This window comes from Solimonas marina (genome assembly GCF_012241385.1).
GTDB classification, from domain to species: domain Bacteria; phylum Pseudomonadota; class Gammaproteobacteria; order Nevskiales; family Nevskiaceae; genus Solimonas; species Solimonas marina.
The window spans coordinates 161,347-182,634 of sequence record NZ_JAAVXB010000006.1 but is presented as its reverse complement, the minus strand read 5'-3'; the positions used below and the strand labels follow the sequence as shown (position 1 = coordinate 182,634).

Sequence of the window (21,288 nt, the reverse complement as noted above, 5' to 3'; positions counted from 1 at the left end):
CCTACCGATGCGTCCGCTACGTCATTTCTTTCGCGCTGTACTGCTGGTCCTGATCATTGCCGGCGCCTTGCTGTTCGACGGCTACCGCCAGCTGCATGCGCCGCTGGCCAAGGTCGAACCTGGCGCGACGCTGGTGCTCGTGCCCGGTGAAACGCTGTCGGGCGTACTGGTCGACATCGGCCAGCGGGGCTGGCTGCCGAGTGCCCGTGCCGCCAGCTATCTCAAGCTCTACGTGCGCTGGCACGGCGTCGGCGCGCGCATCCGCAGTGGCGAATACGCGATCAACGACCAGATGACGTTGATCGAACTGCTCGATCACTTCCTGGCCGGCGATGTCATCGTCCATGAATTGCGCATCGTCGAAGGCTGGACCTTCGCCCAGGCACTGGAGGCGATCCGTGCCGACCCGAAGATCAAGCAGACGCTCGCGCAGGCGACGCCGGACGAGATCATGACGGCGATCGGTCATCCCGGTGAAGCCGCCGAGGGTCGTTTCTTTCCCGATACCTATCGCTTCTCGATGGGCACGACCGACGTCACCCTGCTGCGCGAGGCCTATGCCCGGATGGCCAAGATCCTCGCCGAGGAATGGGCGCAGCGCGCAGCGGATCTGCCGTACGCCAGCCCCGACGATGCGCTGACGATGGCCTCGATCATCGAAAAGGAAACCGGTGCGCCGGTCGAGCGCGCGCAGATTGCCGGGGTGTTCGTGCGCCGCTTGCGGCTCGGCATGCGCCTGCAGACCGACCCGACGGTGATCTACGGACTCGGTTCGGCTTTCGACGGCAACCTGCACGTCAAGGATTTGCGCACCGACACGCCGTACAACACCTATACCCGCGCCGGCCTGCCGCCGACGCCGATCGCGCTGCCGGGGCGCGCGTCGCTGCATGCGGCGCTGCATCCGGACGACGGCAAGGCGCTATTCTTCGTTTCCAAGGGCGACGGTACGCACGCGTTCTCCGAAACGATCGAACAGCACGATGCGGCGGTGCGCCGCTACCAGCTGAAAAAGACCAAATGACGCCATGACCATGCGCGGACGTTTCATTACGCTCGAAGGCGGCGAGGGGGCCGGCAAGTCGACACAGGCCACCTATGTCCGCGACTGGTTGCTCGCGCAGGGCCGCGAGGTCGTGCTGACGCGCGAGCCCGGCGGTTCGCCGATGGCCGAGGCCATTCGTGCGATCGTGCTCGGCGACTGGGCCGAAGGCGTCACGCCACAGACCGAAGTGCTGCTGATGTTCGCGGCGCGCGCCGCGCACTGGCATGCCACCATCGAGCCCGCGCTGGCGGCGGGCAAAGACGTGGTCTGCGACCGCTTCGTCGATTCCAGTCATGCTTATCAGGGGGCCGGCAAGGGCATCGCCGCCGAGGGCATGGCGGCGCTCGAAACGCTGGCGATCGGCCGTCATCGTCCGGATCTGACGCTGTTGCTCGACCTGCCGCCGGACGAAGGTCTGAAGCGCACGCAGGCGCGCGGTGAGCAGAATCGTTTCGAATTCGAGACGCTCGAATTCATGCAACGCGTCCGCGAGGGCTTTCTGGAGCGCGCCCGTGCCGAGCCGGGGCGCTTTCGCATCATCGACGCGTCGCGCGATGCCGCCGCGATCAGTGCTGAAATCGCCGGCCTGCTCGCCGGCCTGCCGGACCAGGGCGCATGACCTCTGCACTGTGGCGGCCGCTGCCGTGGCAGGACGCGCTGTGGCTGGACCTCAGTGCGCTGGTCCTGCAGAAGCGCTTGCCGCACGCAATGCTGATGGTCGGCAGCGCCGGTGTCGGTAAGCGCTGGTTCGCGCGGGCGCTGGTCGCTTTCGCGCTCTGCGAGCAGCCCAGCGGCTACGCCTGCGGCCAATGCCGCAGCTGCGTGCAGCTTGCGGCTGGCAGCCATCCGAATGCCTTCGTGCTGAGCACGAGCGGCAATCTCGGCATGGCGATGACCGAAGACAGCATTGGCGAGCAGAGCCTGGTGCATTGGCAGCCGGACGGCGATCGCAAGCGGCGCGATATCTCGATCGAGGGCGCGCGCAGTCTGATCGGGCGCTTCGGGGTCGCCAGTCACTACGGCAAGGCACGCTTCGCGCTGATCGATCCGGCCGATCTGCTCAACGCCTCCAGCGCCAACGCGCTGCTGAAGACCATTGAGGAACCGCCGCCGGATACGCATCTGCTACTGGTCAGCGAGCGGCCGCAGGCGCTGTTGCCGACCTTGCGCAGTCGCTGCCAGCGTGTGCGCTTCCCGCTGCCTGAGACCGCCGCGGCGCAGGCCTGGATGGCCGCGCAGGACGTGCGTGACGACGACGCACTGGAGCTGGCGCTCGGGGCGCCTTTGCGTGCACTGGCGCTGGCGCGCGAAGACGGCATCGCCATCCGCCGCCAGTGGGCCGAACTGTGGACGGCCGTGGCCGGGTCCAAGAAAGACCCGCTGACCGCGGCGGCGGCGATCGACAAGGAACAGATCGGCGAGCATCTGCAATGGGCACAGCAGTGGCTGAACACCCAGCTACGCGGCCTGCTCCAGCGACGCGCCGCGGCCGCGCCGCGCGAGGCGGTGGCGTTGATGATGCAGGACGTCGGCGACGCGCAGCGTCGCGCCGCCGGCAATGCGCACCCGCAGTTGCTGATGGAATCGCTGTTCGTGCGCTGGCTGCGACTCGGCCGCGGCGTGCTCGGCAGTGCCGAGCTGCGTTAGAGTGTCAAACGAAACAACGTGATCGAAACGAGACGCCAGAGCGACTGATGAGTTCTTTGCCTCCACGCGCGGGCGGTGCGCCGCCGGGCATTCTGACGCTGCACATCAAGGACAAGTCCGCGCTCTATGTCGCGTATATGCCGTTCGTGAAGAACGGCGGCCTGTTCATTCCGACCAACAAGGAATACCGGCTCGGCGACGAGGTGTTCATGCTGTTGACGCTGATCGAAGACCCCGAGCGGCTGCCGGTGGCCGGCAAGGTCATCTGGATCACCCCGCGCGGCGCGCAAAACAAGCGCGTGCAGGGCATCGGCGTGCAGTTCAGCGCCCAGGATAACGGCGCCACGCAGAAGAAGATCGAAACGCTGCTGGCCGGCGCGCTCGGCGCCGACCGGCCGACGCATACGATGTAGTCGAGCGTCAGCGGATATCGCTGCGCAGAACGCCGCCTGTAGGCGGCGTTCTGCTGGGTGGGGTTTCAGAAACTGCCGGCGACACCCGGAAACACGACGGGACTGGCATAGCCTTCCGGCGAGACGCTGCTGACGCCGAAGAAATAATCGTCGATGACGACGTGCTTGAGCACGAGTTGGGTATCGTCGGCACCGGCGTCGCGGTGGTATTGCCACTGCGGTGCGGTGGTGTCGCGCCACCACACTCGATATGCGGCGGCGCCGGGCACGGCGGTCCACTTGACGGTGGTGTCGTCGGAGACCGCGCCTGCGATGTCGATGCCGCTCGGCGGTGCCGGCGCCCAGGCCATCTGCGCCATGGTGATGGCGTTCAGGCGCGTGACGTTGGCCAGATAGAGGAAGTCGACGCCGTCGATGGTGTCGCCGTAGCGAATCCCGTTTTCGGTACGCAGATCCTGATGCTGGCGCGTGTAGTTTTCGTGCGACTCGGTGACGCGTACCGCCGGGTAGCCTTTCTGCAGGAACGGCACCTGATCGCCGCCGCGGCCGTAGCGGTCGGTGCGGTAGACCATGCGCACGTGGAAGTTCGGCAGATAGCGTTCGGCCAGATCGGCCATGTAGCGTGCGACATTGCGCGACGGCGAATCGACCTCGCCGCCGTGATAGCGGCGGTACTTGGCCTCGTCGAGCGTCTCGTTGCTTTTCGTGCCCTCAGAGAACACGCGGACCACGGTCGTTTCGCGCGTGCCGTCCAGGCCTTCGCTGTTGCCGACGATGTCGTTGTTCAGGTCGGCCTCGACCTTCCAGCCCTGGGCTTGGGCATAGTCGGCGATGACCTTGCCGCCGTAGAGGCCCTGCTCCTCGCCGGACAGCGCGGCATAGACCAGCGTCGCGCGGAATCGGTATTTCGACAGCACCCGTGCGGTTTCGATGACGGCGGATACCCCGGAGGCGTCGTCGTTGGCGCCCGGTGCGTCGCTGGTGGTGTTCATGACATCGGTGACGCGCGAATCCATGTGGCCGGTGATGACGATGACGCGATCGGGATCGGTGGTGCCGCGCTGGATCGCCACCACGTCCATGACCTCGGCCGGCTGCGGAATGCGCTTGCCGGTAAAGGTTTGCGACGGCGTGACGACCTGCAGGCAACCGCCGCAGTCCTTGCCGATCGTCTCGAAGCGCTGTTTGACCCAACGCCGTGCAGCGCCGATGCCGCGGGTGTCTGACTGTGTGTCGGACAGCGTGTGCCGGGTGCCGAAGCCGACCAGCGTACTGATGGTGTCGCGCTGCTGCACTGGATCGACGGCGTCGGCGATGTCGAACAACACGTCGGGTTTGGGGATGGCCGGAGCGTTCTTTGCGAACGCGGCGGACGACACAGTGCAGAGCAGGGCGACGGTAAACCAGCGGATCATGGTGGACGCTTCGGCGTGAACGTGAAGCCGCAAAGATCGCGCGATCCGGCGCGCGACGCAATGCGTGTTCAGCGTTGCGGCGGCAGACCGCCGTCGAGCGTGCAGGCGTCGTAGCCGTGCTGGGCGAGGACGAATGCGGCCGCGGCGCTGCGGCGGCCGTCGCTGCAACAGACAATGTAGTGCTGCGCGCGATCGAGCTGCGCGAGCTTGGGGCGCAGCAGATGCAGTGGCAATTCGACGGCGCCGGGCAGGGGCTGTGCGCGGCATTCGCCGGGCAGGCGCACGTCGAGCCAGACGCTAAACCCGTCGCGTACGCGACGCTGCGCGCCGTCCCAGTTCAGACGCCACTCGACCGGCGCGCTCAGCAGCATGCGGAAATCGGCGCGCGACAGCCGCATCAGTTGTGTCGGTTTCAGCGCACGGACGCTGGCATTGCGAGGCTCATCGGCAAGCAGTGCTTCCTCGCCGAAACCCGCGCCAGGACCCAGCTCGGCGAGGTGCAAGGGTGACAGGCCCGGACGTTCGCGGATCACTTGGCAGCGCCCTGTGATGACGATGTAGAAGTAGTCGCCGATTGCCGCCTGTTCGACGATGTGGGCGCCAGTTTCGACGTCGATGGCTTGCATGCGTTCGAACAGGGTCTGCAGCTGCGCCGCCGGGATGCGGCGAAAGACGGGCTGCTGCAACAGGTGCGCCATCCAGTCGTCGTCAGCATCGACCGGTGCATCGTCAAGCTCGCGGACGACCAGGGCTTCATCGTGCTGGTCGTTGAGCAGGACATCGAGCAGATGGGCATCGACGGTGAGAATCCTGCACGGGGTTCGGCAGCGGGCGCTACAGCGGCGTGGCGATTCCGGGGCGAGCTGACGCGTGCTGCTGTCGTCGCCGGCGCGCACGGTCGCCATGAGGGCGCCGTCGGCATGCTCGAGCTGCAGCTCGCCCTCGATCAGAAACAGCGCGTCGCGCGCGTCGTCGCCACAGCGAAAGAGCTGGCTACCGGCCGGCACGCGCCGCAGGCGTGCATGGCGCGCCAGCTCTCGCTGGCGTCGGACATGCAGCGTGTTCAGCGGCTCCAGAGGCCGGAACAGCGTCGGATCGATGGCGTGCGGTCTCATGCGGCGACGGGGTCGGGCGGATGAAAGGCACGTCCGATGCTAGCGACGATGCGTCGGTCATTTTGTGATCAAAGTCCGCTCAGGCGCCACGATTTGCCGTTCAGGCACCGGCTTCGAGGCTTTCGAGCTGTTCGCTGGCGTCCAGCCACTGCGTTTCGGCATCGTCGAGTTGCTGGCGCAGTTGCGACTGACGCTGCTGCAGCTCGCGCAGCTCGGGGGCGCGCGCCGCTTCGTAGAGCGCATTGTCGGCCAGCTTGTCGTCGAGCTTGGACAGTTCGCTCTGCAGCTTGGCCATCTGCTTGTCGAGCTTGTTGATGGTATCGCGCAGGGGCTTGGTCAGCGTGCGCAATTCGGCGGTATCACGGCGCGGCGACGCCGCAGCGTTCGGGGTGCCGGCCGGGGCCGCGCTGTCGCGGTTGCGCAGCCAGCGCGTGTACTCGTCGAGATCGCCGTCGAACGGCTGTGCTTCGCCGTTGGCGACCAGCCAGAAATCTTCACAGGTGCTGGTCAGCAAGTGGCGATCGTGCGAGACCACGACCAGCGCCCCCGGATAGTCGAGCAGCGCCTGTTCGAGCGCATGGCGCATGTCGAGGTCGAGGTGATTGGTTGGCTCGTCGAGCAGCAGCAGATTGGGGCGCTGATAGACGACCAGCGCCAGCGCCAGCCGCGCTTTTTCGCCGCCGGAGAACGGGCCGACCGCTTCAAGCGCGCGGTCGCCGCGGAAGTTGAAGCTGCCGAGGAAGTTGCGCAAAGCCTGTTCGTTGGCCTGCGGGTCGACGCGCTTCAGGTGCAGCATCGGCGAGGCCTGCGGATCGAGGCTGTCGGTGGTGTGCTGTGCGAAGTAGCCGACGCGCAGATGCGGGTCGCGCATCGCGGTACCGGCTAGTGGCGGGATGGCGCCAGCCAGGGTTTGCACCAGCGTCGACTTGCCGGCGCCGTTGGGTCCGAGCAGGCCGATGCGGTCGCCTGGGCCGACCAGCAGTTTCAGGCCGCGCAGGATCACGGTCTCGCCGTAGCCGGCCTGTGCCTTGTCGAGCCGCACCAGTGGCGCCGGCAAGCGCTCCGGCTCCGGGAAGCTGAACGAGAACTCGGAGTCGGCGTGGACCGCGGCAACCAGTTCCATGCGTTCCAGCGCCTTGACGCGGCTCTGCGCCTGCGTCGCTTTGCTGGCCTTGGCCTTGAAGCGGCGAATGAAGTTCTGCAAGTGCGCAATCTCGCGCTGCTGGCGCTCGAACTGCGCGGCCTGCAGGGTCAGCTGTTCGGCGCGCTGGCGTTCGAACTGCGAGTAATTGCCGGTGTACAAGGTCGCCTTCTGGTTTTCCAGATGCAGCGTCTGCGTTGTGACGGCGTCGAGAAATTCGCGGTCGTGCGAGATCACCAGCAGCGTGCCGGGATAGGACTTCAGCCAGTCCTGCAACCAGATCACCGCGTCGAGGTCGAGGTGATTGGTCGGTTCGTCGAGCAGCAGCAGGTCGGAGCGGCACATCAGCGCACGCGCCAGATTCAGGCGCATGCGCCAGCCGCCGGAAAAACTGGCCACCGGTCGCGACTCGGCGCCGGGCGCGAACCCCAGGCCGTGCATCAGCGTCGCCGCCCGCGACCGTGCCGCATAGCCGCCGATCGTCGCCAGCCGCTCGTGGATGGCGGCGATCTTTTCGACGTCGCCGTTCGCTTCGGCCTTGCTCAGTCGACTTTCCAGTTCGCGCAATTCGACATCACCGTCGAGCACGAACTCGATCGCCAGGTCCGGCAGCGACGGGGTTTCCTGGGCGACGGTGGCAATGGCCAGTTCTTTGGGACGCGACAGCGAGCCCTGATCGGCGTCGAGTTCGCCGTGGATGGCGGCGAACAGTGTCGATTTGCCGGTGCCGTTGCGGCCGATGACGCCGACCCGCCAGCCGGGGTAGATCGTCAGTGTCGCGTTTTCGAGCAGGGTCCGGGCGCCGCGACGCAGCGTAAGGGCGTTGAGGGAAATCATGGGCGCGCAGTGTAACGGCGCGGCATCACCGTTGTGGCCGGCAGCGGCAATCAGATCGGTGGCAGCGGGTGCGCGTGAATGTCGAGGTCGTCGTAGCGCGCCGCCGCGTCGGGGTCTGCTTCGGGGTCGACGATCGCGGCATCGGCGATAGTGTCGGAGAACGCCGCCAGCCGGGCGCAGTTACGACCCTGCTGCTTGGCGCGGTATAGCAGGACGTCGGCCGCGCGCAGCAGGCGTTCGGGTGTTTCACCTTCGCGCGGCGTGGTCCAGCACAGCCCGGCGCTGGCGGTCACCGGTACCCGCACGCCGCTGCGCGGTTCGATGAAGTCGAGGTGGCGAATGCCGTCCAGCACGGTTTCCATCATCACCGGCAGAGACTCGACCTTGGGGTCATACCAGACCAGCGCGATTTCCTCGCCGCCGTAGCGCGCGCGCAGATCGAAGGGGCGCCGCGCGACTTTGGTCGTCAGCAAACGGCCGATTTCGCGCAGCACGTGATCGCCGAACAGGTGGCCGAAACGGTCGTTGATCGACTTGAAGTGGTCGAGGTCCAGCAGCGCCACCGCGACCGGCCGTTGGTCGCGAATGCCCTGCGCCAGCACGCGCTGCAGCATGCGGTGAAACTCATGGTGATTCGACAGGCCGGTGAGGCCGTCGGTCGAGGCCAGGGCGTCGGCATATCGCCAGTTCAGCCAGGCAAGGCGGAACAACAGTTCCTGGGTGTAAGAGCCGGCGACGGCGATGATGGCCGAGGCGATCAGCGTGTAGAGCGCAAACGCGATGTCGTCACCCGGCGACTGCAACTTGAGCTCGATGACGATGGTGGCAAAGCTGTAGATGAGGACACCCGCGACGATACGGTGCCAGGTGAAGCCACCGAACGTCGAAATGGCGATCAGCACCAGACCGACGATGCACGCCGGAAAGCGGTAACCATAGCTCAACGACAGCGCGTGCATGCCGACGATCGCGCACCAGTACAGGTTGACGAAGACGGTCATCAGCGCCCGGTGCAGAGAACCGGGCAGGCGGCTGCGCGCCAGCACGGCGCCAGCGACGGTGACGGGTACGATCACGCCCCAGGCGAGTAGCGACATGAGCGGCTGGGCCGCCGCCGGCGTCGCAAACAGCACGGAGCCGAAGAGGTCGCTCAGGATCGCGACGACGGCCAGTACGGCAAACAGGGCCGTGCGGCTCGTCGCATAGCGTCGGCGTTGCCAGTCGCGAAACGATGTTTCGAGTGCCAGCGTGCCGAACCGCAGTCGATAAAGGCGCAAGCCCCGCTGTTCAAGGCGCAGGCTGCTGAGCAAGTCCATTCCGGCCCTCCTGTCCGGACTGCTACTGCAAATTGCAGCATGCACCGATTGCGCCCGTGCAGAAAGGGGGAAAATTGACCACATCCCCGGTCCGGTTCGTGCTTGTCGATTTTCAGGCCGCTTGACGCCCGCGGGGCGGCCGCATGTACTCGGATCCGCGACGAGCTGCACGGCCTTATCACCACAGGAAACACCCGTGACGACGACACTGAGCCTGGAAACGCGACCGACCCTGCCGCCCGCACTGGCCCGGCTGGACGAGCTGGCCGGCAACCTCGCGTATGCCTGGGATCGCGACATCCGCCGCGTGTTCTGGCGGCTCGACCACCGCCTCTGGCTCGAGTGTGAGAACAACCCCAAGCTGGTGCTGCGCCGCATTCCGCAGGCGGTGCTCGAGCAGTTCGCCGAGGACCGTGACTTTCTCGAGGACTACTACCGTGCGCTGACTTCGTTCGACACCTACATGAGCAGCGGCGCCGGTGCCGACGTCGACGCGCAGCTCGATCCCGAGCGCGATCTGGTCGCTTACTTCTGCGCTGAATTCGGCTTGCACGAGAGCCTGCCGATCTATTCCGGCGGCCTCGGCATTCTCGCCGGCGACCACTGCAAGGCCGTGTCGGACCTCGGTGTGCCGTTCGTCGCGGTCGGCCTGTTGTATCGCCAGGGCTATTTCACGCAGACCATCGATGCCCAAGGCCGGCAGCAGGCCAATGCGCACACCGTCGACTTCGACGAGCTGCCGATCACCCTGTGTCGCGGTGGCGATGGCGCGGAACTGCGGGTTGGCGTCGAAATCGGCGAGCGCGATGTCCAGCTCCGCATCTGGCAGGCGCGCATCGGCAAGGCCACGCTCTACCTGCTCGACAGCGATGTCGACGGTAACGACGAGGCCGATCGCGCGATCACCTACCAGCTCTACGGTGGTGATTCGGACACCCGCATCCAGCAGGAAACCGTGCTCGGCGTCGGTGGCGTGCGTGCGCTACGTGCGGTCGGCCGGCAGCCGACCGTCTGGCATATCAACGAAGGCCATGCTGCCTTCCAGATTCTGGAGCGTATCCGCGAGCGGGTCGCAGGTGGCTTGCCGTTCGACGTCGCGCTCGAAGCCGTCGCCGCCGGCACCGTGTTCACCACACATACGCCAGTGCCGGCGGGGCACGACATTTTCCATCACGCGCAGATGCGCTGGTTCCTTGGCCGGCTGCTCGGCCAGTTCGGCGTCGACGAGTCGGTGCTGCTCGGCCTGGGCGTCGACCACAACGGTGGCGATCGCTTCAACATGACGACGCTGGCGTTGCGCGGCAGCCGCTTCCACAACGGCGTCTCGAAGATTCACGGCGGCGTCGCCAGCCGCATGGAAAGCTATCTGTGGCCGCAGGTTTCGGCCACCGAGAATCCGATTCGCTACGTCACCAACGGCGTACATCTGCACACCTTCATCGCACGCGCGTGGACGCGGTTGTTTCATGACAGCTTCCGCGGCTGGCGCATGCAGCTGCTGAGCACCGACCACTGGCAGTGCATCGACAGCATTGCCTATGACCGCTACGTCGCGGTGCGCCGCCAGCTCAAGCGCGACCTGCTGACCGATATCGCCGCGCGCGTGCGGCGCCAGCTACGACGCAATGGCGTGCCCGAAACCATCGTCTCCAAGGCCACGCGTTATGTCGATGACGGCAACAGCAAGGCCTTGGTGCTGGGTTTTGCACGGCGTTTCGCCACCTACAAGCGGGCGACGCTGATCCTCAAGGACGAAGCGCGCCTGGCACGCCTGCTCAACGATCCGCAGCGGCCGGCGATCCTGATTTTTGCCGGCAAGGCGCATCCCAAGGATCAGCCGGGGCAAGAGCTGATCCGCAAGCTCTACGAAACCAGCATGAAGCCGGAATTCATCGGCCGGCTGATCATGATCGAAGGCTACGACATGCTGCTCGCACGCAACTTGGTGCAGGGCTGCGATGTCTGGCTCAATAATCCCGAATATCCGATGGAGGCCAGCGGCACCTCGGGCGAAAAGGCCGGTGTCAACGGCGTGGTCAATGTTTCCGTGCTCGACGGCTGGTGGGACGAGGGCTATGTCGCCGACGGCCATGACGGCCCCAACGGGTATGCCATCGAACCGATCGACCCGCGCTATTGGTATTCTCTGCTCGGCGACGAGGTCGCGCGCCAGAAGCGTGACGAAGAGGAGGCCAAGCAACTGCTCGGCATTCTCGAAGAGCAGGTCATTCCGACTTATTACGGCGACGACAACGCCGGCTATGCGCCCGAGTGGATTCGTATCAGCAAGAATTCGATGAAGACCCTGATCCCGCGCTTCAATGCCGCGCGCATGGTCATGGATTATGTCCGTGGCTTCTATGGACCCGCCGCGCGGCAGACCGCACGTTTCACGGCCGACGATTGCGCGGTCGCCAAGACCTACGCTGCGTGGAAGCAGAAGGTCCGTCAGTGCTGGAACGGTGTCGGTCTCGACGTGCCGCAGGCACCCAAAATCTTGCCGCAAGGCGCAGCGCTGGAGCTGAGCGTCGGCGCCCGACTCAATGGGCTGTCACCGGACGACGTCATCGTCGAATGCCTGATCGGCCAGATGGACGGCGAGCGTTTCATCACCGAGCGCACATGCCCGTTACAAGCGACCGGTGACGGCACGGGGTTTCGCGCCAGCATCGATCCGCTGCCGGGCTTGCAACACCTGCGCGTCCGCATCCGACCGATACACCCGGCGATGTCGCATCCGTTCGAGCTGGGCGCCGCCGTCTGGGCATGACGCAGCCGGTGCGCGTCGCCATGCCGTTGTACGCGACGTTGTGTGTCGCGGGCACTGTGCTGCCACTGTTGTCGTTTGCCCCGTGGCTACGTGAACACGGCCTCGCCATCCCCTTGTTGTTGCAGCAAGCATTCGCCGAGCCGATCTCGGCCTTCGCCTGGATGGATGTGCTGGTCTCCGCCGCCGCACTGCTGGCGCTGATCGTCGTCGAAGGGCGCCGGCTCGGCATGCGCCACCTCTGGCTGCCCATCGTCGGCCTGTTCGCCGTCGGCGTCTCGCTGGGCCTGCCGCTGTTTCTGTTGCTGCGCGAGCTGCACCTGTGCGGCCTGAGGAAATCCGATTAAAGGGCCGCTGACCCCTCGTAGCAACCATATCGTCTCAGCCCCGGTTTTCAAGTAGCGAGGGGTCCCAGACAGCGCCATCGCGGACCATTGCATTGAGCGCAGTGAGGAGTTTTCTGGCAACGGCGACAACTGCAACCTTGTGTGGCTTTCCAGCGGCACGCAAGCGATCGTAGAACGCCTTGAGAGGCGGGTTCCAACGGCTGGCAATGAAGGCCGTCATGTAGAGCTGGTTGCGCACGTTTTGTCGTCCGCCCCAGATTCGGCGTGTGCCGCGATGTTTGCCGGAATCGGCGTTGAGCGGTGCAACGCCAACGAGCTTTGCGATGGCTTTCCGCTTGAGCGTGCCGAGTTCGGGCAGCTCGATCAGCAGTTGCCGCAAGGTTTGCGGCCCGACGCCTTTGACACCTTCAAGCAATGCGGCCTTCTCGGCCCAAACCGGGCTCTTGCGCAAGGTGCCATCGAGGTCGTCGTCGAGCTGTGCGATCTCGCGGTCCAGCCAGGCAATGTGCTTGTTGATGTTCTTGGCCACAGCAGGATTGGCACGGTGCAGTCGGTTCTTCTCGCCAGCCCGCATCTCGATCAACTGCCCACGCCGGGCCAAGCGATCCGACAACAGCAAGGCTTGCTCGCTCGGCAACACACGCACCTGCGGCTGCATGCGCAGGCCGAACAAGGCCAACACCTCGGCATCCAGGCGGTCCGTCTTGGCCAGCTGGCCGCTGGCTTTGGCGAAATCGCGAACCTGCCGGGGATTGACCACTGCAACCGCCTGACCCGCCGCAGCCAGCTTGGCGGCGATCCGTCGCTGCAATCCCCCGGTGGCTTCGAGCACGGCCAGATCCGGGCGCTCCGAGCGCACCGTTTCGAGTAGGCGATGGATGCCTGCTTCGTTGTACTCGACCGATTCCACGCGATGACTCGGCAACCAACAGAGATCCAGCCGCTCGGCACAGACATCGATGCCCAACGCTGACTGATATAGAGCTTGCGTATCCATTGCGCCCATCCTTGTAGAACGTGCGGACTCTCGCGTCCGACCAACCATTCGGGCTTCAATGGAAAAGAACAGCCTGATGCTCCACGTGCTACGCGACGGCCTCGTGTTAGGCCCAGGGCGGGTCAGGCTATCAGGCTGCAAGCCCTGCATCAACGACAATCACGATACGCTCGTTCTGATACACAAGGGCGGGATTCATCCCGCCTGTCGAGCCCCTCTGCTTCACGCTGTTGCCGACAACCCGAGCCAAGGCTCTCGTGACGGACATCACACACCACGGCGCCGGATCCGAATACAAAGCCGATGTATTTCGGCATAGTGAGGCGAGCTGGCCCGGCTTCATGTGTCGGCGAACAGGGCAAGGAAAATGAAAATCAAAAGCTCGACGATATTCGACGTCACATTTGGGAGGCACCGTGGCTAGCCCTGCGCGTAGCGGCGTGCTCATATACGCCAAGCAACTTGAAAGAGTCTCCCTTTTCTACGAGCAGGTATTGGGCGCCAGCCTGCTGCACGCCGATGACGAACACCGGGTTCTGCAATCGCCGGACGTGCAATTGATCATTCATGCCATCCCGCTGCAATTCTCCGAACGAATTGTCATCGCCAATCCGCCGGTGCCGCGCCAGGAACAGGCAATCAAGCCGTTCTTTACGGTCGAAAGTCTCGAGGCGATCGAGCGTGTCGTCGAGGAACATGGCGGCCAGCTGTGTGGGCCGCTATGGCCTGGGCCGGGGCTTCGTGTCCGCAATGTCTGTGACCCGGAAGGCAATATCGTGCACTTGCGAGAGCGCGTTGCCTGATGCGCGCCGCAAGGTCTGCGGCAGGGGATTCATTGCGCCGGTCGAGTCCAGCGGATCAAGCGCAATCCAGCCACGAGCGACTCTGCATGAGCGGCATCGCATGGCGCATCCTTGCGCCTCTGCGATTCAGGCCTCGAGTGCGCTCCGGCTTATTTCAACAGTGCCGTCGCCTGATCCAGTTGATGCGCATAGGCCTTGAGCACGTCGGCGTCGACCACCGCGTAGCGCTGCGCGTCGTCCCACTGCGCTTCCTCGATGGCTTCGCGCACGCCGGGTAGGGTCTTGACGCCATAGCCGGTGTACATGCCGGGCGCGTAGATCATGTGCTGGTACCAGGGGCGGCCGGGCAGACCTTGCTTGGCGATCAGTGTCTGCTCCATCCCCAGCAGCAAGGCGTTGAGCTGCTTGCGTGCCTGCGGCGCCGGAAGCGCTGCTTTGACTGCGGCGTCGTCATAGGCTTTTGCGCTGGCCTTCAATGCGACGACGGCGTTGTCCAGCGGCGCCAGGTCGAGATAGGGCACCGTGTCCTCGGCCAGCGGCGGCAACAGGGTCTTGGTCGGGTCGGCGGCGAGCTTGAAGTCGCCATTCTTGAGCAACTCATCCAGTGCCACGCTGTGCTCGCGCTTGTGATCGGCCAGCTCGTGCAGCTCGGTGACGTAGCGGCCGATGGTGTCGGCGAACTCGGTGAAGTGCATGGGCACGACATCGGCATCGGCCACGCGCAGCATCACATGGCCGGCGACCTTGGCCAGGGCGACACCGTAGGCGAAGCTCGGATCGCCGAAGCGCGCGTAGTGCTCGTAGGAGTCGTAGACCGAGTGGTAGATGCCGCCGTCGTCGTCCTCGCCACCAAAACCGAGGTCCAGCGAGGCCACACCCAGATGCTGCAGGAAGGGCGTGAAATCGGAGCCGGAGCCCAGCGCTTCGAGTGGAACGTCCTTGTCGCCCTTGACCTGTTTGGCCAGCATGCGCGCTTGCTCACTCGCGTTCTTGGCGAAACCGTCGACCAGGATCTTGGCGCGCATCCGTTCCAGGACGCTGACGCCGGTCTCCGGATCCTTGACGCCGCTGGCGACCTGGTTGACCAGCGCCTGCAGATCGTGGCTGCCGCCGGCGAACATGAAGCCGCGTCCGTTGGTGTCGGAGTTGACGTAGACGACCGCCTTGCGACGCAGCTCGTCGGCATGTTCTTCGGCCCATTCCGACGAGCCGAGCAGGCCCGGTTCTTCACCGTCCCAACTGGCGTAGACCAGCGTGCGCTTCGGCCGCCAGCCGCGCTTGAGCAGGGCGCCGATCGACTTGGCTTCGGCCATCAGGGCGACGTTGCCGGCCAGTGGATCCCAGGCGCCGAACACCCAGCCGTCGTGATGATTGCCGCGCAGCACCCATTCGTCCGGATACTCGCTGCCCTTGATCATGGCGATGACATCGTAGATCGGCTTCAGGCTCCAGTCCGAGGCGATCTTCATGTGCGCCTTGGCGTCGCCGTCGCCGCCGATGTGATAGGTCAGCGGCAGGCCGCCGCGCCAGCCTTGCGGTGCGACCGGGCCACCCAGCGCGGCGAGCAGCGGCTGCGCGTCGGCATACGAGATCGGCATCACCGGGATTTTCAGGATCACCTTGGCGTCGGCGATCTTCAGGCGTTTCGCCTTGGCGGTGGCGCCGACGCCGGGCGTCAGCGGGTCGCCGGAGTAAAGCGTCATGTCTTCGACCGAGCCGCGTTGCACGCCTTCGGGCGGGCGAAAGCCGCCTTTCGGATAGATATCGCCGGCGCCATAACCGTCGTTGGCCGGATCGGAATAAATCAGGCAGCCGACCGCGCCATGTTCCTGCGCGAGTTTGGGCTTGAGGCCGCGCCAGCCGCCGCCGTAACGGGTGATGACGATCTTGCCTTTGACGTCGATGCCGCGGCGCGCGAGCGCCTTGTAGTCGTCCGGCATGCCGTAGTTGACGTAGACCAGCGGCGCACTGACGTCGCCGTCGGCGCCGTAGACGTTGTAAGGCGGCAGGGCGTTCGCGGTATTCGCCGAGCTGGCATCGCCGGCCACCGGCGGCTCATGCAAGGCCGCCGTGAAATGCGTCGGCGCGATCAGCTCCAGCGACGTGCTCTTGGGCGTGGGGTAGAGCACCTGGAAGGTTTCGATATGCGCGTCCCAACCCCAGTTCTTGAACTGCTGGAGCATGAATTCGGCATTGGCCTTGTCGTGCGCCGATCCGACCTGGTTGGGTTCGGCGGCCATCTGCTTCATCCAGCCGCGCAGGTCTTCGGCATTCAGGCCGGCATCGAAGGCTTGCTCCAACTGGTGCTGGGCGGTGGCGTCGGCCGCGCCGTAGCCCGGCATCGTGGCGCTTGAGGCATCGGCAGCAGACGCGCTGCCCGCCATTACCGCGACGACGAACCCCAGCACGCCCGAGGCGCAGATCTTCTGATTGATCATTTCGAAACCCTCCCTTGCCAGCACGGTAAATCGCCGTGCTCAGCGAATCAAACGTGCCGGCATCGCGCGGCGGCAATGCGAGTGAGGGAAACGCGCGATAGGCTAGCGACCATGAACCGGATTCCGCTCGCAGTCGCTTGCCTGAGCCTTGCCGCATCATTGCCATGCTCGGCTGGCGGGACGTTGCGCACCGACGCGCTGAATCCGCTGCTGCAACAGAAGCCGGAGGTCTTCGCGGCGTTACACGATGCTTTCGAGCTTCGTGATTCTGCCTGGGCATGGATACGGATCGGCGATGCATACCCGGCACTCAGCGGCACGCGTCTCGGCCCTTATGAAATCGAGGCGACCAGCAGGCCGTCGCAGCAGCGGGTCGACGTCGTGCTTTGCACGAAAGCAACCTACTACGATTCGGCAGGCCGGGTGTTGTCGGGTGTCGCGGTCGAACAGGCCGTGCGCGTGACCGAGGTGCTGACAGCCGTCATGCTGCGCATGTGGCACTCCGATCAACCGCCCGTGTGCCCTTGATGCGCAACGCGTCGAAGCGTGGATGTTTACGCCGGGTCGTCGTGATCGCTGGGCGCTCCTCATCCTCAGAAGAACCAAAAAATTCCGCGAGCCCATAAGATCTTTGCGCGATGACAGTCCGGCGCGAAGCTGGATGGGAGGGATGCTATGAATTTTCTGGAAAGCTGGCGGCGATCATGGCGGGAGCTCGGGGTCGGCGAACCAGACGAGCCCTTGTTCAATCGGCTGCTGGACTGCTACGCCGAACCGCAGCGTCACTACCATACACAGCAGCACCTTGCGGAGTGTCTGCAGAACTTCGGCGTCGTTCGACAGCTTGCGGCGCGTCCGGCTGAAGTGGAGTTGGCGCTGTGGTTCCATGACGCCATCTACGACACGCGCGCGCATGACAACGAGGCGCGCAGTGCGGCATGGGCTCGCGAGCATGCCCTGTCGAGCGGATGTTCGGCGGCTGGTGCGGACCGCCTCTATCGGCTGGTGATGGCGACCCGGCACGATGCGGTTCCGGACGGCTTCGATGCGCAGATACTGGTCGACGTTGATCTGTCGATTTTGGGCGCGGCGCCGGCGCGCTTTGCCGAATACGAGCATCAGGTTCGAGCGGAATACGCATGGGTTCCCGACGCGGAATTCCGTGCTGGGCGGCGCAGGATTCTTCAAGCGTTTGCCCGCCGGCCGGTCCTCTACAGCACCGAGGCATTTCGTGCGAAGTACGAGCTGCAGGCTCGCGACAATCTGACGAGATCGCTCGCGGCGCTACTGGCGGACGCGCCTTAGCCCAGGCTGTGCGGCGCTAGGCGATTCCGGTCCGTGTGGACGTGTTGAAGGCCGAGCTAGGAGCCCCCTGAGGCTTGCCCCATCTCCGGATCCGAAACCGACGGTTCGCCGGTTTCGACGCGGCCGGCGAAGCGGCGGCTGAAGCGGCTGTCGTCTTCCAGGGTCACGGTGAAATCGTACCAGCGGAAGCTGTCGGTGAGCTCGCGTCGCCAGGTACCGCTGTCGCCGGCGGCGACCTCGATCGTGGCGGGCGCATCGTCGAAGTAGGCATTCGGCGTGACGATGAAGCGGCAGGCGCTGTCGCCGTGGTTGCGCAGGTCGAGATGTACGCCGCCCTGTTCGACGTCGTAGCAGATGCGGATTTCGGGATCGGCGCCGCTGGCGGTGGTTCGAAGGCCCGTGAAGTGGCGATGCCAGCCGTTGGGCCCGAGCAGCCAGAGGTCGTATTGGCCGTTGTCGGCGGCCAGCGACCATTCGGCTTCGAGTGCGGTGCCGGGCGCCAGGCCGTAGCGGCGCGGCGGCGCTTCGAGGTGCAGACGATCGTAGGCGTGGAACACGGCGGCGGCGCTGCCGCTGTTGGCGAACAGCAGCTTCAGCGTGTTCGTGCCGGTGTCGACGCGCGAGGTGGCGTGCAGCTCGTACGGCAGCGCGCGCGATGGGCGGGCCAGGCGTTGCTGCGTCGGTGCCTGCTGCACGGCTTCGTCGGGCACGGCGACCTGCGGGCGCAATTCCTGGGCGTAGCGCAGCGCGTCCGATTCGAGCTTGCTGCGCGCCGGTAGCGACGGCAGCGCCTCGTCGTTCGGGTTGACGAAGTTGAAGGCCGAGGTGAGGTCGCCGCAGACCGCGCGGCGCCACGGCGACTGATTCGGTTCGGCGACGCCGAAGCGCTTTTCGAGAAAGCGCAGCACCGAGGTGTGGCTGAAGGTTTCGCTGCAGACCCAGCCGCCGCGGCTCCACGGCGAAATCACGTACATCGGCACGCGCGGGCCGGGGCCGTAGATCAGGCCGTCGCTGTGGGTCTCGCCGTCGATGGCGATGGTCGCGCCACCGAGGCGTGTGCCGTTGTCGTCCAGCGACGGTGCGCACGGCGGCGGCACGTGGTCGAAGAAGCCGTCGTTTTCGTCGAAGTTCACGATCAGCGCGGTCTTGCTCCACAGCTCGGGATCCGCGGTCAGTGCGTCGAGCACCTGCTGCGTGTACCAGGCGCCCTGCACCGGACTCGACGGGCCGGGGTGCTCCGAATACGCGTCCGGCGCGACGATCCACGTCACCTGCGGCAGCGCGCCGGCGGCGATGTCGGCACGAAACTGCGCGAGCATGTTCGGGTTGGCGACATTGCCGCCGGGCAGGGTATTGGCGATGCCCTTGTACAGCGGATTGCCGACGTTGTCCGCGTCCTGATAGGCCGGATACGGCGAGCCGTCCGCATTGTTGCCATGCGCCTCATTGGCCTGGCGATACGGGACGAAGCCGGCCAGCGGATTGTCGGTGAAGTTGTTCGGCAGGTTCTGGTAGAGCTTCCAACTGACGCCGGCCGCTTCGAGCCGCTCCGGATAAGTCGTCCAGGTGTAACCCTCGGTCGACGCGGCCAGCCCGTCCCAGGTGTTGTCGATCGCCGGGCCGCCGTGGGTGCCGCGCGGATCGTTGCTGCCGGTCCAGTGGAAGATGCGGTTGGGGTTGGTGCTGCTGTGGATCGCGCAGAAGTACGCGTCGCAGACCGTGAAGGCGTTGGCCAGCGCGAACTGGAACGGCAGTTCGGCTTCGCTGTAATGGCCCATCGACTGTGGCTTCTTGTACGTCGGCCAGCGGCTCAGACGACCGCGGTCCCAGGCGCCGTGCGCGTCGGCCCAGCCGTGTGGCGTGCCGTCGACGCGCTGCGCGTTGCCCTGCGTCTGGTCGAGGTGGTAGGGCTGGATCAGGCGCGTGGCGCCGTCGCTTTCGTATTGCTGCTGCCAGACGCTGCGGCCGTCCGGCAGCGGAATCGTGAAACGGTCGCCGAAACCGCGCACGCCGGGCAGGGTGCCGAGGTAATGGTCGAACGCGCGGTTTTCCTGCATCAGGATCACGACGTGTTCGACGTCGTTGATCGTGCCGCTGCGGTTGTTGGCGGGAATCGCCAGCGCGCGGCGGATGCTGGCGGGCAGCGCGGCGGCGGCGGTGGCGCCGCCGGCGAGCTTGAGGAAGCGGCGACGGTCGATGCCGTTCATGCGCGCATCCCCGGCGCCGGGCCGCAGGCATGCGCGAGGCTGACGTTCGTTCCCGGTTCCGGTGCGCAGTGCAGCGCACTCGGGGTTGCCGGCGTTTCCGGTGCTGGCGAACTGCCGTCGTCGCGGATCGTACTGTTGTCGCAGGCGGCGAGGCCCAGTAAGCCAACGAAGGCGACAAGACACAGCGAGCGGTGGCAGCCACGGCGGTTACCCCGGCTCGAATGCAAGTGCGGCACGACCTGATCTCCTGCTGACGTGTGGCGCGCCCCCTGCGCGTACATCGTCGGCGGGAGCTTAGGGTCGCTATGGGTCAGGCGTATGAAACGCCGGCGACACTCAAGCCAGAACGTGCGAGATCAGCGGGGCGGAAAGTACACAGAGCAGGCCGGCCAGGACCATCGCCAGGCTGGCGATGGTGCCTTCCTCGGTGCCGACGGTGAAGGCCTTGGCGGTACCGGCGCCGTGCGCGCCGACGCCGAACAGCGTGCCGCGCGCCAGTGCCGAACGCAGCGGCAGGATCGCCAGCAGGATTTCGCCGAGCGCGGCGCCGGCGATGCCGGTGACGACGACGAACAGCGCGGTCAGTTCCGGCACGCCGCCGACATCGGCCGACACCACCATCGCCAGCGGCGTGGTGATCGAGCGGGCGACGAGGCTGCGGCGAATGTCTTCGTCGAGACCGAACAGCGAGGCCAGCAGCCAGGAGGTGGTCATGGCGATCGCGCAGCCGCCGATCACGCCGACGGTCAGCGCCAGCCAGTTGCGACGGATCAGCTGGCGATAGCGGAACACCGGCAGTGCGAACGCGACGGTGGCCGGGCCGAGCATCATCAGCAGCCAGTGCGTGTCACGGATGTAGGCGTCGTAGTTGTTGCCGATGATCAGACCCAGCACGAGCAGCACGATCGGTACGGTCAGCAGCGGCGAGGTCCACCAGCGCGGCAGGCGCGCGTAGACCGGCTTGAGCAGGTAGTAGCTGCCCACTGTGACGGCCAGCCACAGCAGCGACAGCCACTCCGGATGCCATTCAGTGGGCGACGGCACGCTGTGCCTCCCGGCGGCGGCTGAGGCGGAACACCATGTCGACCAGCAGCGCGGTGGCGACCATCACCATTGCGGTGCTGATCAGAATCACGGCGAAGATGCGCGGGCCGTCGAGGCGCACCAGCGGCAGATGCTTCCAGATCGCCATGACCGCCGGCACGAAGAACAGCAGCATATTGGCGAGCAGCCAGTCGGCGCCGAGGCGCAGGGCGCTGTGATGGATGCAGCCACTCAGGAGCAGCAACAGCAGGCTGCCCAGCGCGAGGATGCTGCCCGGAATCGGCAAGCCGAGCGCGCGTGACAGCGCGTCCCAGGCGTACCACCAGACCAGCATCGCGAAAATCTGCGTGACGCGCGCCAACTGCGGATGCTGACGGCTCGACAGGCGGATGGCGGCGTTGATCGTTGACATGCCGCCATCGTAGAGGCTTCCAATGAATTCCAGTAATGA

The 21,288-nt window shown here is 65.7% G+C and carries 18 protein-coding genes; 9 read left to right on the top strand and 9 right to left on the bottom strand.

The genetic code is table 11. The features are described from left to right. The first annotated feature begins 7 nt into the window (after positions 1-7). Genes mltG through G7Y82_RS12430 form a run of 4 tightly spaced genes read left to right on the top strand, consistent with a single transcriptional unit; the run spans position 8 to position 3,105 of the window. Entirely contained in the window at positions 8-1,024 is a 1,017-nt protein-coding gene (mltG, locus tag G7Y82_RS12445) for an endolytic transglycosylase MltG (protein WP_168148450.1), read from the top strand. A gap of 10 nt (positions 1,025-1,034) precedes the next feature. Beyond that, complete coding sequence (gene tmk, locus G7Y82_RS12440) at positions 1,035-1,664, top strand: dTMP kinase (protein WP_436286674.1); 630 nt, start codon at positions 1,035-1,037, stop codon at positions 1,662-1,664. Continuing rightward, positions 1,661-2,692, top strand: a complete 1,032-nt coding sequence (locus G7Y82_RS12435) for a DNA polymerase III delta subunit-related protein (RefSeq protein ID WP_168148448.1) — start codon at positions 1,661-1,663, stop codon at positions 2,690-2,692. Before tmk ends, G7Y82_RS12435 begins: the two co-directional genes overlap by 4 nt. A 47-nt stretch (positions 2,693-2,739) precedes the next feature. After that, positions 2,740-3,105, top strand: a complete 366-nt coding sequence (locus tag G7Y82_RS12430; protein ID WP_168148447.1) for a PilZ domain-containing protein — start codon at positions 2,740-2,742, stop codon at positions 3,103-3,105. 65 nt (positions 3,106-3,170) lie between these two features. Here the strand turns inward: G7Y82_RS12430 and G7Y82_RS12425 are convergent, their stop codons facing one another. The 4 genes from G7Y82_RS12425 to G7Y82_RS12410 form a co-directional block, all read right to left on the bottom strand. Further along, positions 3,171-4,520 (bottom strand): M28 family metallopeptidase, encoded by a 1,350-nt coding sequence (locus G7Y82_RS12425; protein ID WP_168148446.1) that lies wholly within the window; start codon positions 4,518-4,520, stop codon positions 3,171-3,173. Positions 4,521-4,588: 68 nt separating this feature from the next. Further along, the gene (locus tag G7Y82_RS12420; protein ID WP_168148445.1) at positions 4,589-5,635 is read right to left on the bottom strand and encodes a cyclic nucleotide-binding domain-containing protein; all 1,047 of its coding nucleotides are present in this window, start codon (positions 5,633-5,635) and stop codon (positions 4,589-4,591) included. A gap of 100 nt (positions 5,636-5,735) precedes the next feature. Next, on the bottom strand, positions 5,736-7,613 hold the full coding sequence (locus G7Y82_RS12415) for an ATP-binding cassette domain-containing protein (protein ID WP_168148444.1): 1,878 nt from the start codon (positions 7,611-7,613) through the stop codon (positions 5,736-5,738). Between the two features lie 50 nt (positions 7,614-7,663). After that, positions 7,664-8,929 (bottom strand): GGDEF domain-containing protein, encoded by a 1,266-nt coding sequence (locus tag G7Y82_RS12410; RefSeq protein ID WP_168148443.1) that lies wholly within the window; start codon positions 8,927-8,929, stop codon positions 7,664-7,666. A 196-nt stretch (positions 8,930-9,125) separates the two neighbouring features. On the opposite strand from G7Y82_RS12410, the gene glgP reads away from it, so the two are divergent. Together glgP and G7Y82_RS12400 are read left to right on the top strand one after the other, a co-directional pair. Next, the gene (glgP, locus tag G7Y82_RS12405; protein WP_168148442.1) at positions 9,126-11,699 is read left to right on the top strand and encodes an alpha-glucan family phosphorylase; all 2,574 of its coding nucleotides are present in this window, start codon (positions 9,126-9,128) and stop codon (positions 11,697-11,699) included. Continuing rightward, the gene (locus tag G7Y82_RS12400; protein WP_206370639.1) at positions 11,696-12,043 is read left to right on the top strand and encodes a DUF2834 domain-containing protein; all 348 of its coding nucleotides are present in this window, start codon (positions 11,696-11,698) and stop codon (positions 12,041-12,043) included. The genes glgP and G7Y82_RS12400 overlap by 4 nt, the downstream gene beginning before the upstream one ends. Before the next feature lie 34 nt (positions 12,044-12,077). Here G7Y82_RS12400 and G7Y82_RS12395 read toward each other — a convergent pair whose 3' ends face one another. Next, complete coding sequence (locus G7Y82_RS12395) at positions 12,078-13,040, bottom strand: IS110 family RNA-guided transposase (RefSeq protein WP_168148441.1); 963 nt, start codon at positions 13,038-13,040, stop codon at positions 12,078-12,080. 494 nt (positions 13,041-13,534) lie between these two features. On the opposite strand from G7Y82_RS12395, the gene G7Y82_RS12390 reads away from it, so the two are divergent. After that, positions 13,535-13,843, top strand: coding sequence for a VOC family protein (locus G7Y82_RS12390; protein ID WP_206370638.1), 309 nt, complete (start codon positions 13,535-13,537; stop codon positions 13,841-13,843). Between the two features lie 149 nt (positions 13,844-13,992). On the opposite strand, the gene G7Y82_RS12385 is transcribed toward G7Y82_RS12390, so the two are convergent. Beyond that, positions 13,993-16,281, bottom strand: coding sequence for a transferrin receptor-like dimerization domain-containing protein (locus G7Y82_RS12385; RefSeq protein ID WP_168148439.1), 2,289 nt, complete (start codon positions 16,279-16,281; stop codon positions 13,993-13,995). Between the two features lie 111 nt (positions 16,282-16,392). Here G7Y82_RS12385 and G7Y82_RS12380 point away from each other — a divergent pair, with 111 nt between their 5' ends. Together G7Y82_RS12380 and G7Y82_RS12375 are read left to right on the top strand one after the other, a co-directional pair. Beyond that, positions 16,393-16,809 carry a hypothetical protein gene (locus tag G7Y82_RS12380; RefSeq protein ID WP_168148438.1) on the top strand — a complete coding sequence of 139 codons (417 nt, stop codon included), beginning with the start codon at positions 16,393-16,395 and terminating at the stop codon, positions 16,807-16,809. A gap of 147 nt (positions 16,810-16,956) precedes the next feature. Beyond that, positions 16,957-17,586 carry an HD domain-containing protein gene (locus G7Y82_RS12375; RefSeq protein WP_168148437.1) on the top strand — a complete coding sequence of 210 codons (630 nt, stop codon included), beginning with the start codon at positions 16,957-16,959 and terminating at the stop codon, positions 17,584-17,586. 56 nt (positions 17,587-17,642) lie between these two features. Here G7Y82_RS12375 and G7Y82_RS12370 read toward each other — a convergent pair whose 3' ends face one another. The 3 genes from G7Y82_RS12370 to G7Y82_RS12360 form a co-directional block, all read right to left on the bottom strand. Further along, on the bottom strand, positions 17,643-19,793 hold the full coding sequence (locus tag G7Y82_RS12370; protein ID WP_168148436.1) for a phosphocholine-specific phospholipase C: 2,151 nt from the start codon (positions 19,791-19,793) through the stop codon (positions 17,643-17,645). A gap of 336 nt (positions 19,794-20,129) precedes the next feature. Continuing rightward, on the bottom strand, positions 20,130-20,837 hold the full coding sequence (locus G7Y82_RS12365) for an LrgB family protein (RefSeq protein ID WP_168148435.1): 708 nt from the start codon (positions 20,835-20,837) through the stop codon (positions 20,130-20,132). Next, entirely contained in the window at positions 20,821-21,249 is a 429-nt protein-coding gene (locus tag G7Y82_RS12360) for a CidA/LrgA family protein (protein WP_168148434.1), read from the bottom strand. Before G7Y82_RS12360 ends, G7Y82_RS12365 begins: the two co-directional genes overlap by 17 nt. Positions 21,250-21,288: the final 39 nt, after the last annotated feature.

Bases quoted from the DNA above. Each gene is read 5' to 3' on its own strand.
- mltG (WP_168148450.1), top strand. From the start codon at position 8: ATGCGTCCGCTACGTCATTTCTTTCGCGCTGTACTGCTGGTCCTGATC.
- tmk (WP_436286674.1), top strand. From the start codon at position 1,035: ATGCGCGGACGTTTCATTACGCTCGAAGGCGGCGAGGGGGCCGGCAAG.
- G7Y82_RS12435 (WP_168148448.1), top strand. From the start codon at position 1,661: ATGACCTCTGCACTGTGGCGGCCGCTGCCGTGGCAGGACGCGCTGTGG.
- G7Y82_RS12430 (WP_168148447.1), top strand. From the start codon at position 2,740: ATGAGTTCTTTGCCTCCACGCGCGGGCGGTGCGCCGCCGGGCATTCTG.
- G7Y82_RS12425 (WP_168148446.1), bottom strand. From the start codon at position 4,520: ATGATCCGCTGGTTTACCGTCGCCCTGCTCTGCACTGTGTCGTCCGCC.
- G7Y82_RS12420 (WP_168148445.1), bottom strand. From the start codon at position 5,635: ATGAGACCGCACGCCATCGATCCGACGCTGTTCCGGCCTCTGGAGCCG.
- G7Y82_RS12415 (WP_168148444.1), bottom strand. From the start codon at position 7,613: ATGATTTCCCTCAACGCCCTTACGCTGCGTCGCGGCGCCCGGACCCTG.
- G7Y82_RS12410 (WP_168148443.1), bottom strand. From the start codon at position 8,929: ATGGACTTGCTCAGCAGCCTGCGCCTTGAACAGCGGGGCTTGCGCCTT.
- G7Y82_RS12400 (WP_206370639.1), top strand. From the start codon at position 11,696: ATGACGCAGCCGGTGCGCGTCGCCATGCCGTTGTACGCGACGTTGTGT.
- G7Y82_RS12395 (WP_168148441.1), bottom strand. From the start codon at position 13,040: ATGGATACGCAAGCTCTATATCAGTCAGCGTTGGGCATCGATGTCTGT.
- G7Y82_RS12385 (WP_168148439.1), bottom strand. From the start codon at position 16,281: ATGATCAATCAGAAGATCTGCGCCTCGGGCGTGCTGGGGTTCGTCGTC.
- G7Y82_RS12380 (WP_168148438.1), top strand. From the start codon at position 16,393: ATGAACCGGATTCCGCTCGCAGTCGCTTGCCTGAGCCTTGCCGCATCA.
- G7Y82_RS12375 (WP_168148437.1), top strand. From the start codon at position 16,957: ATGAATTTTCTGGAAAGCTGGCGGCGATCATGGCGGGAGCTCGGGGTC.
- G7Y82_RS12370 (WP_168148436.1), bottom strand. From the start codon at position 19,793: ATGAACGGCATCGACCGTCGCCGCTTCCTCAAGCTCGCCGGCGGCGCC.
- G7Y82_RS12360 (WP_168148434.1), bottom strand. From the start codon at position 21,249: ATGTCAACGATCAACGCCGCCATCCGCCTGTCGAGCCGTCAGCATCCG.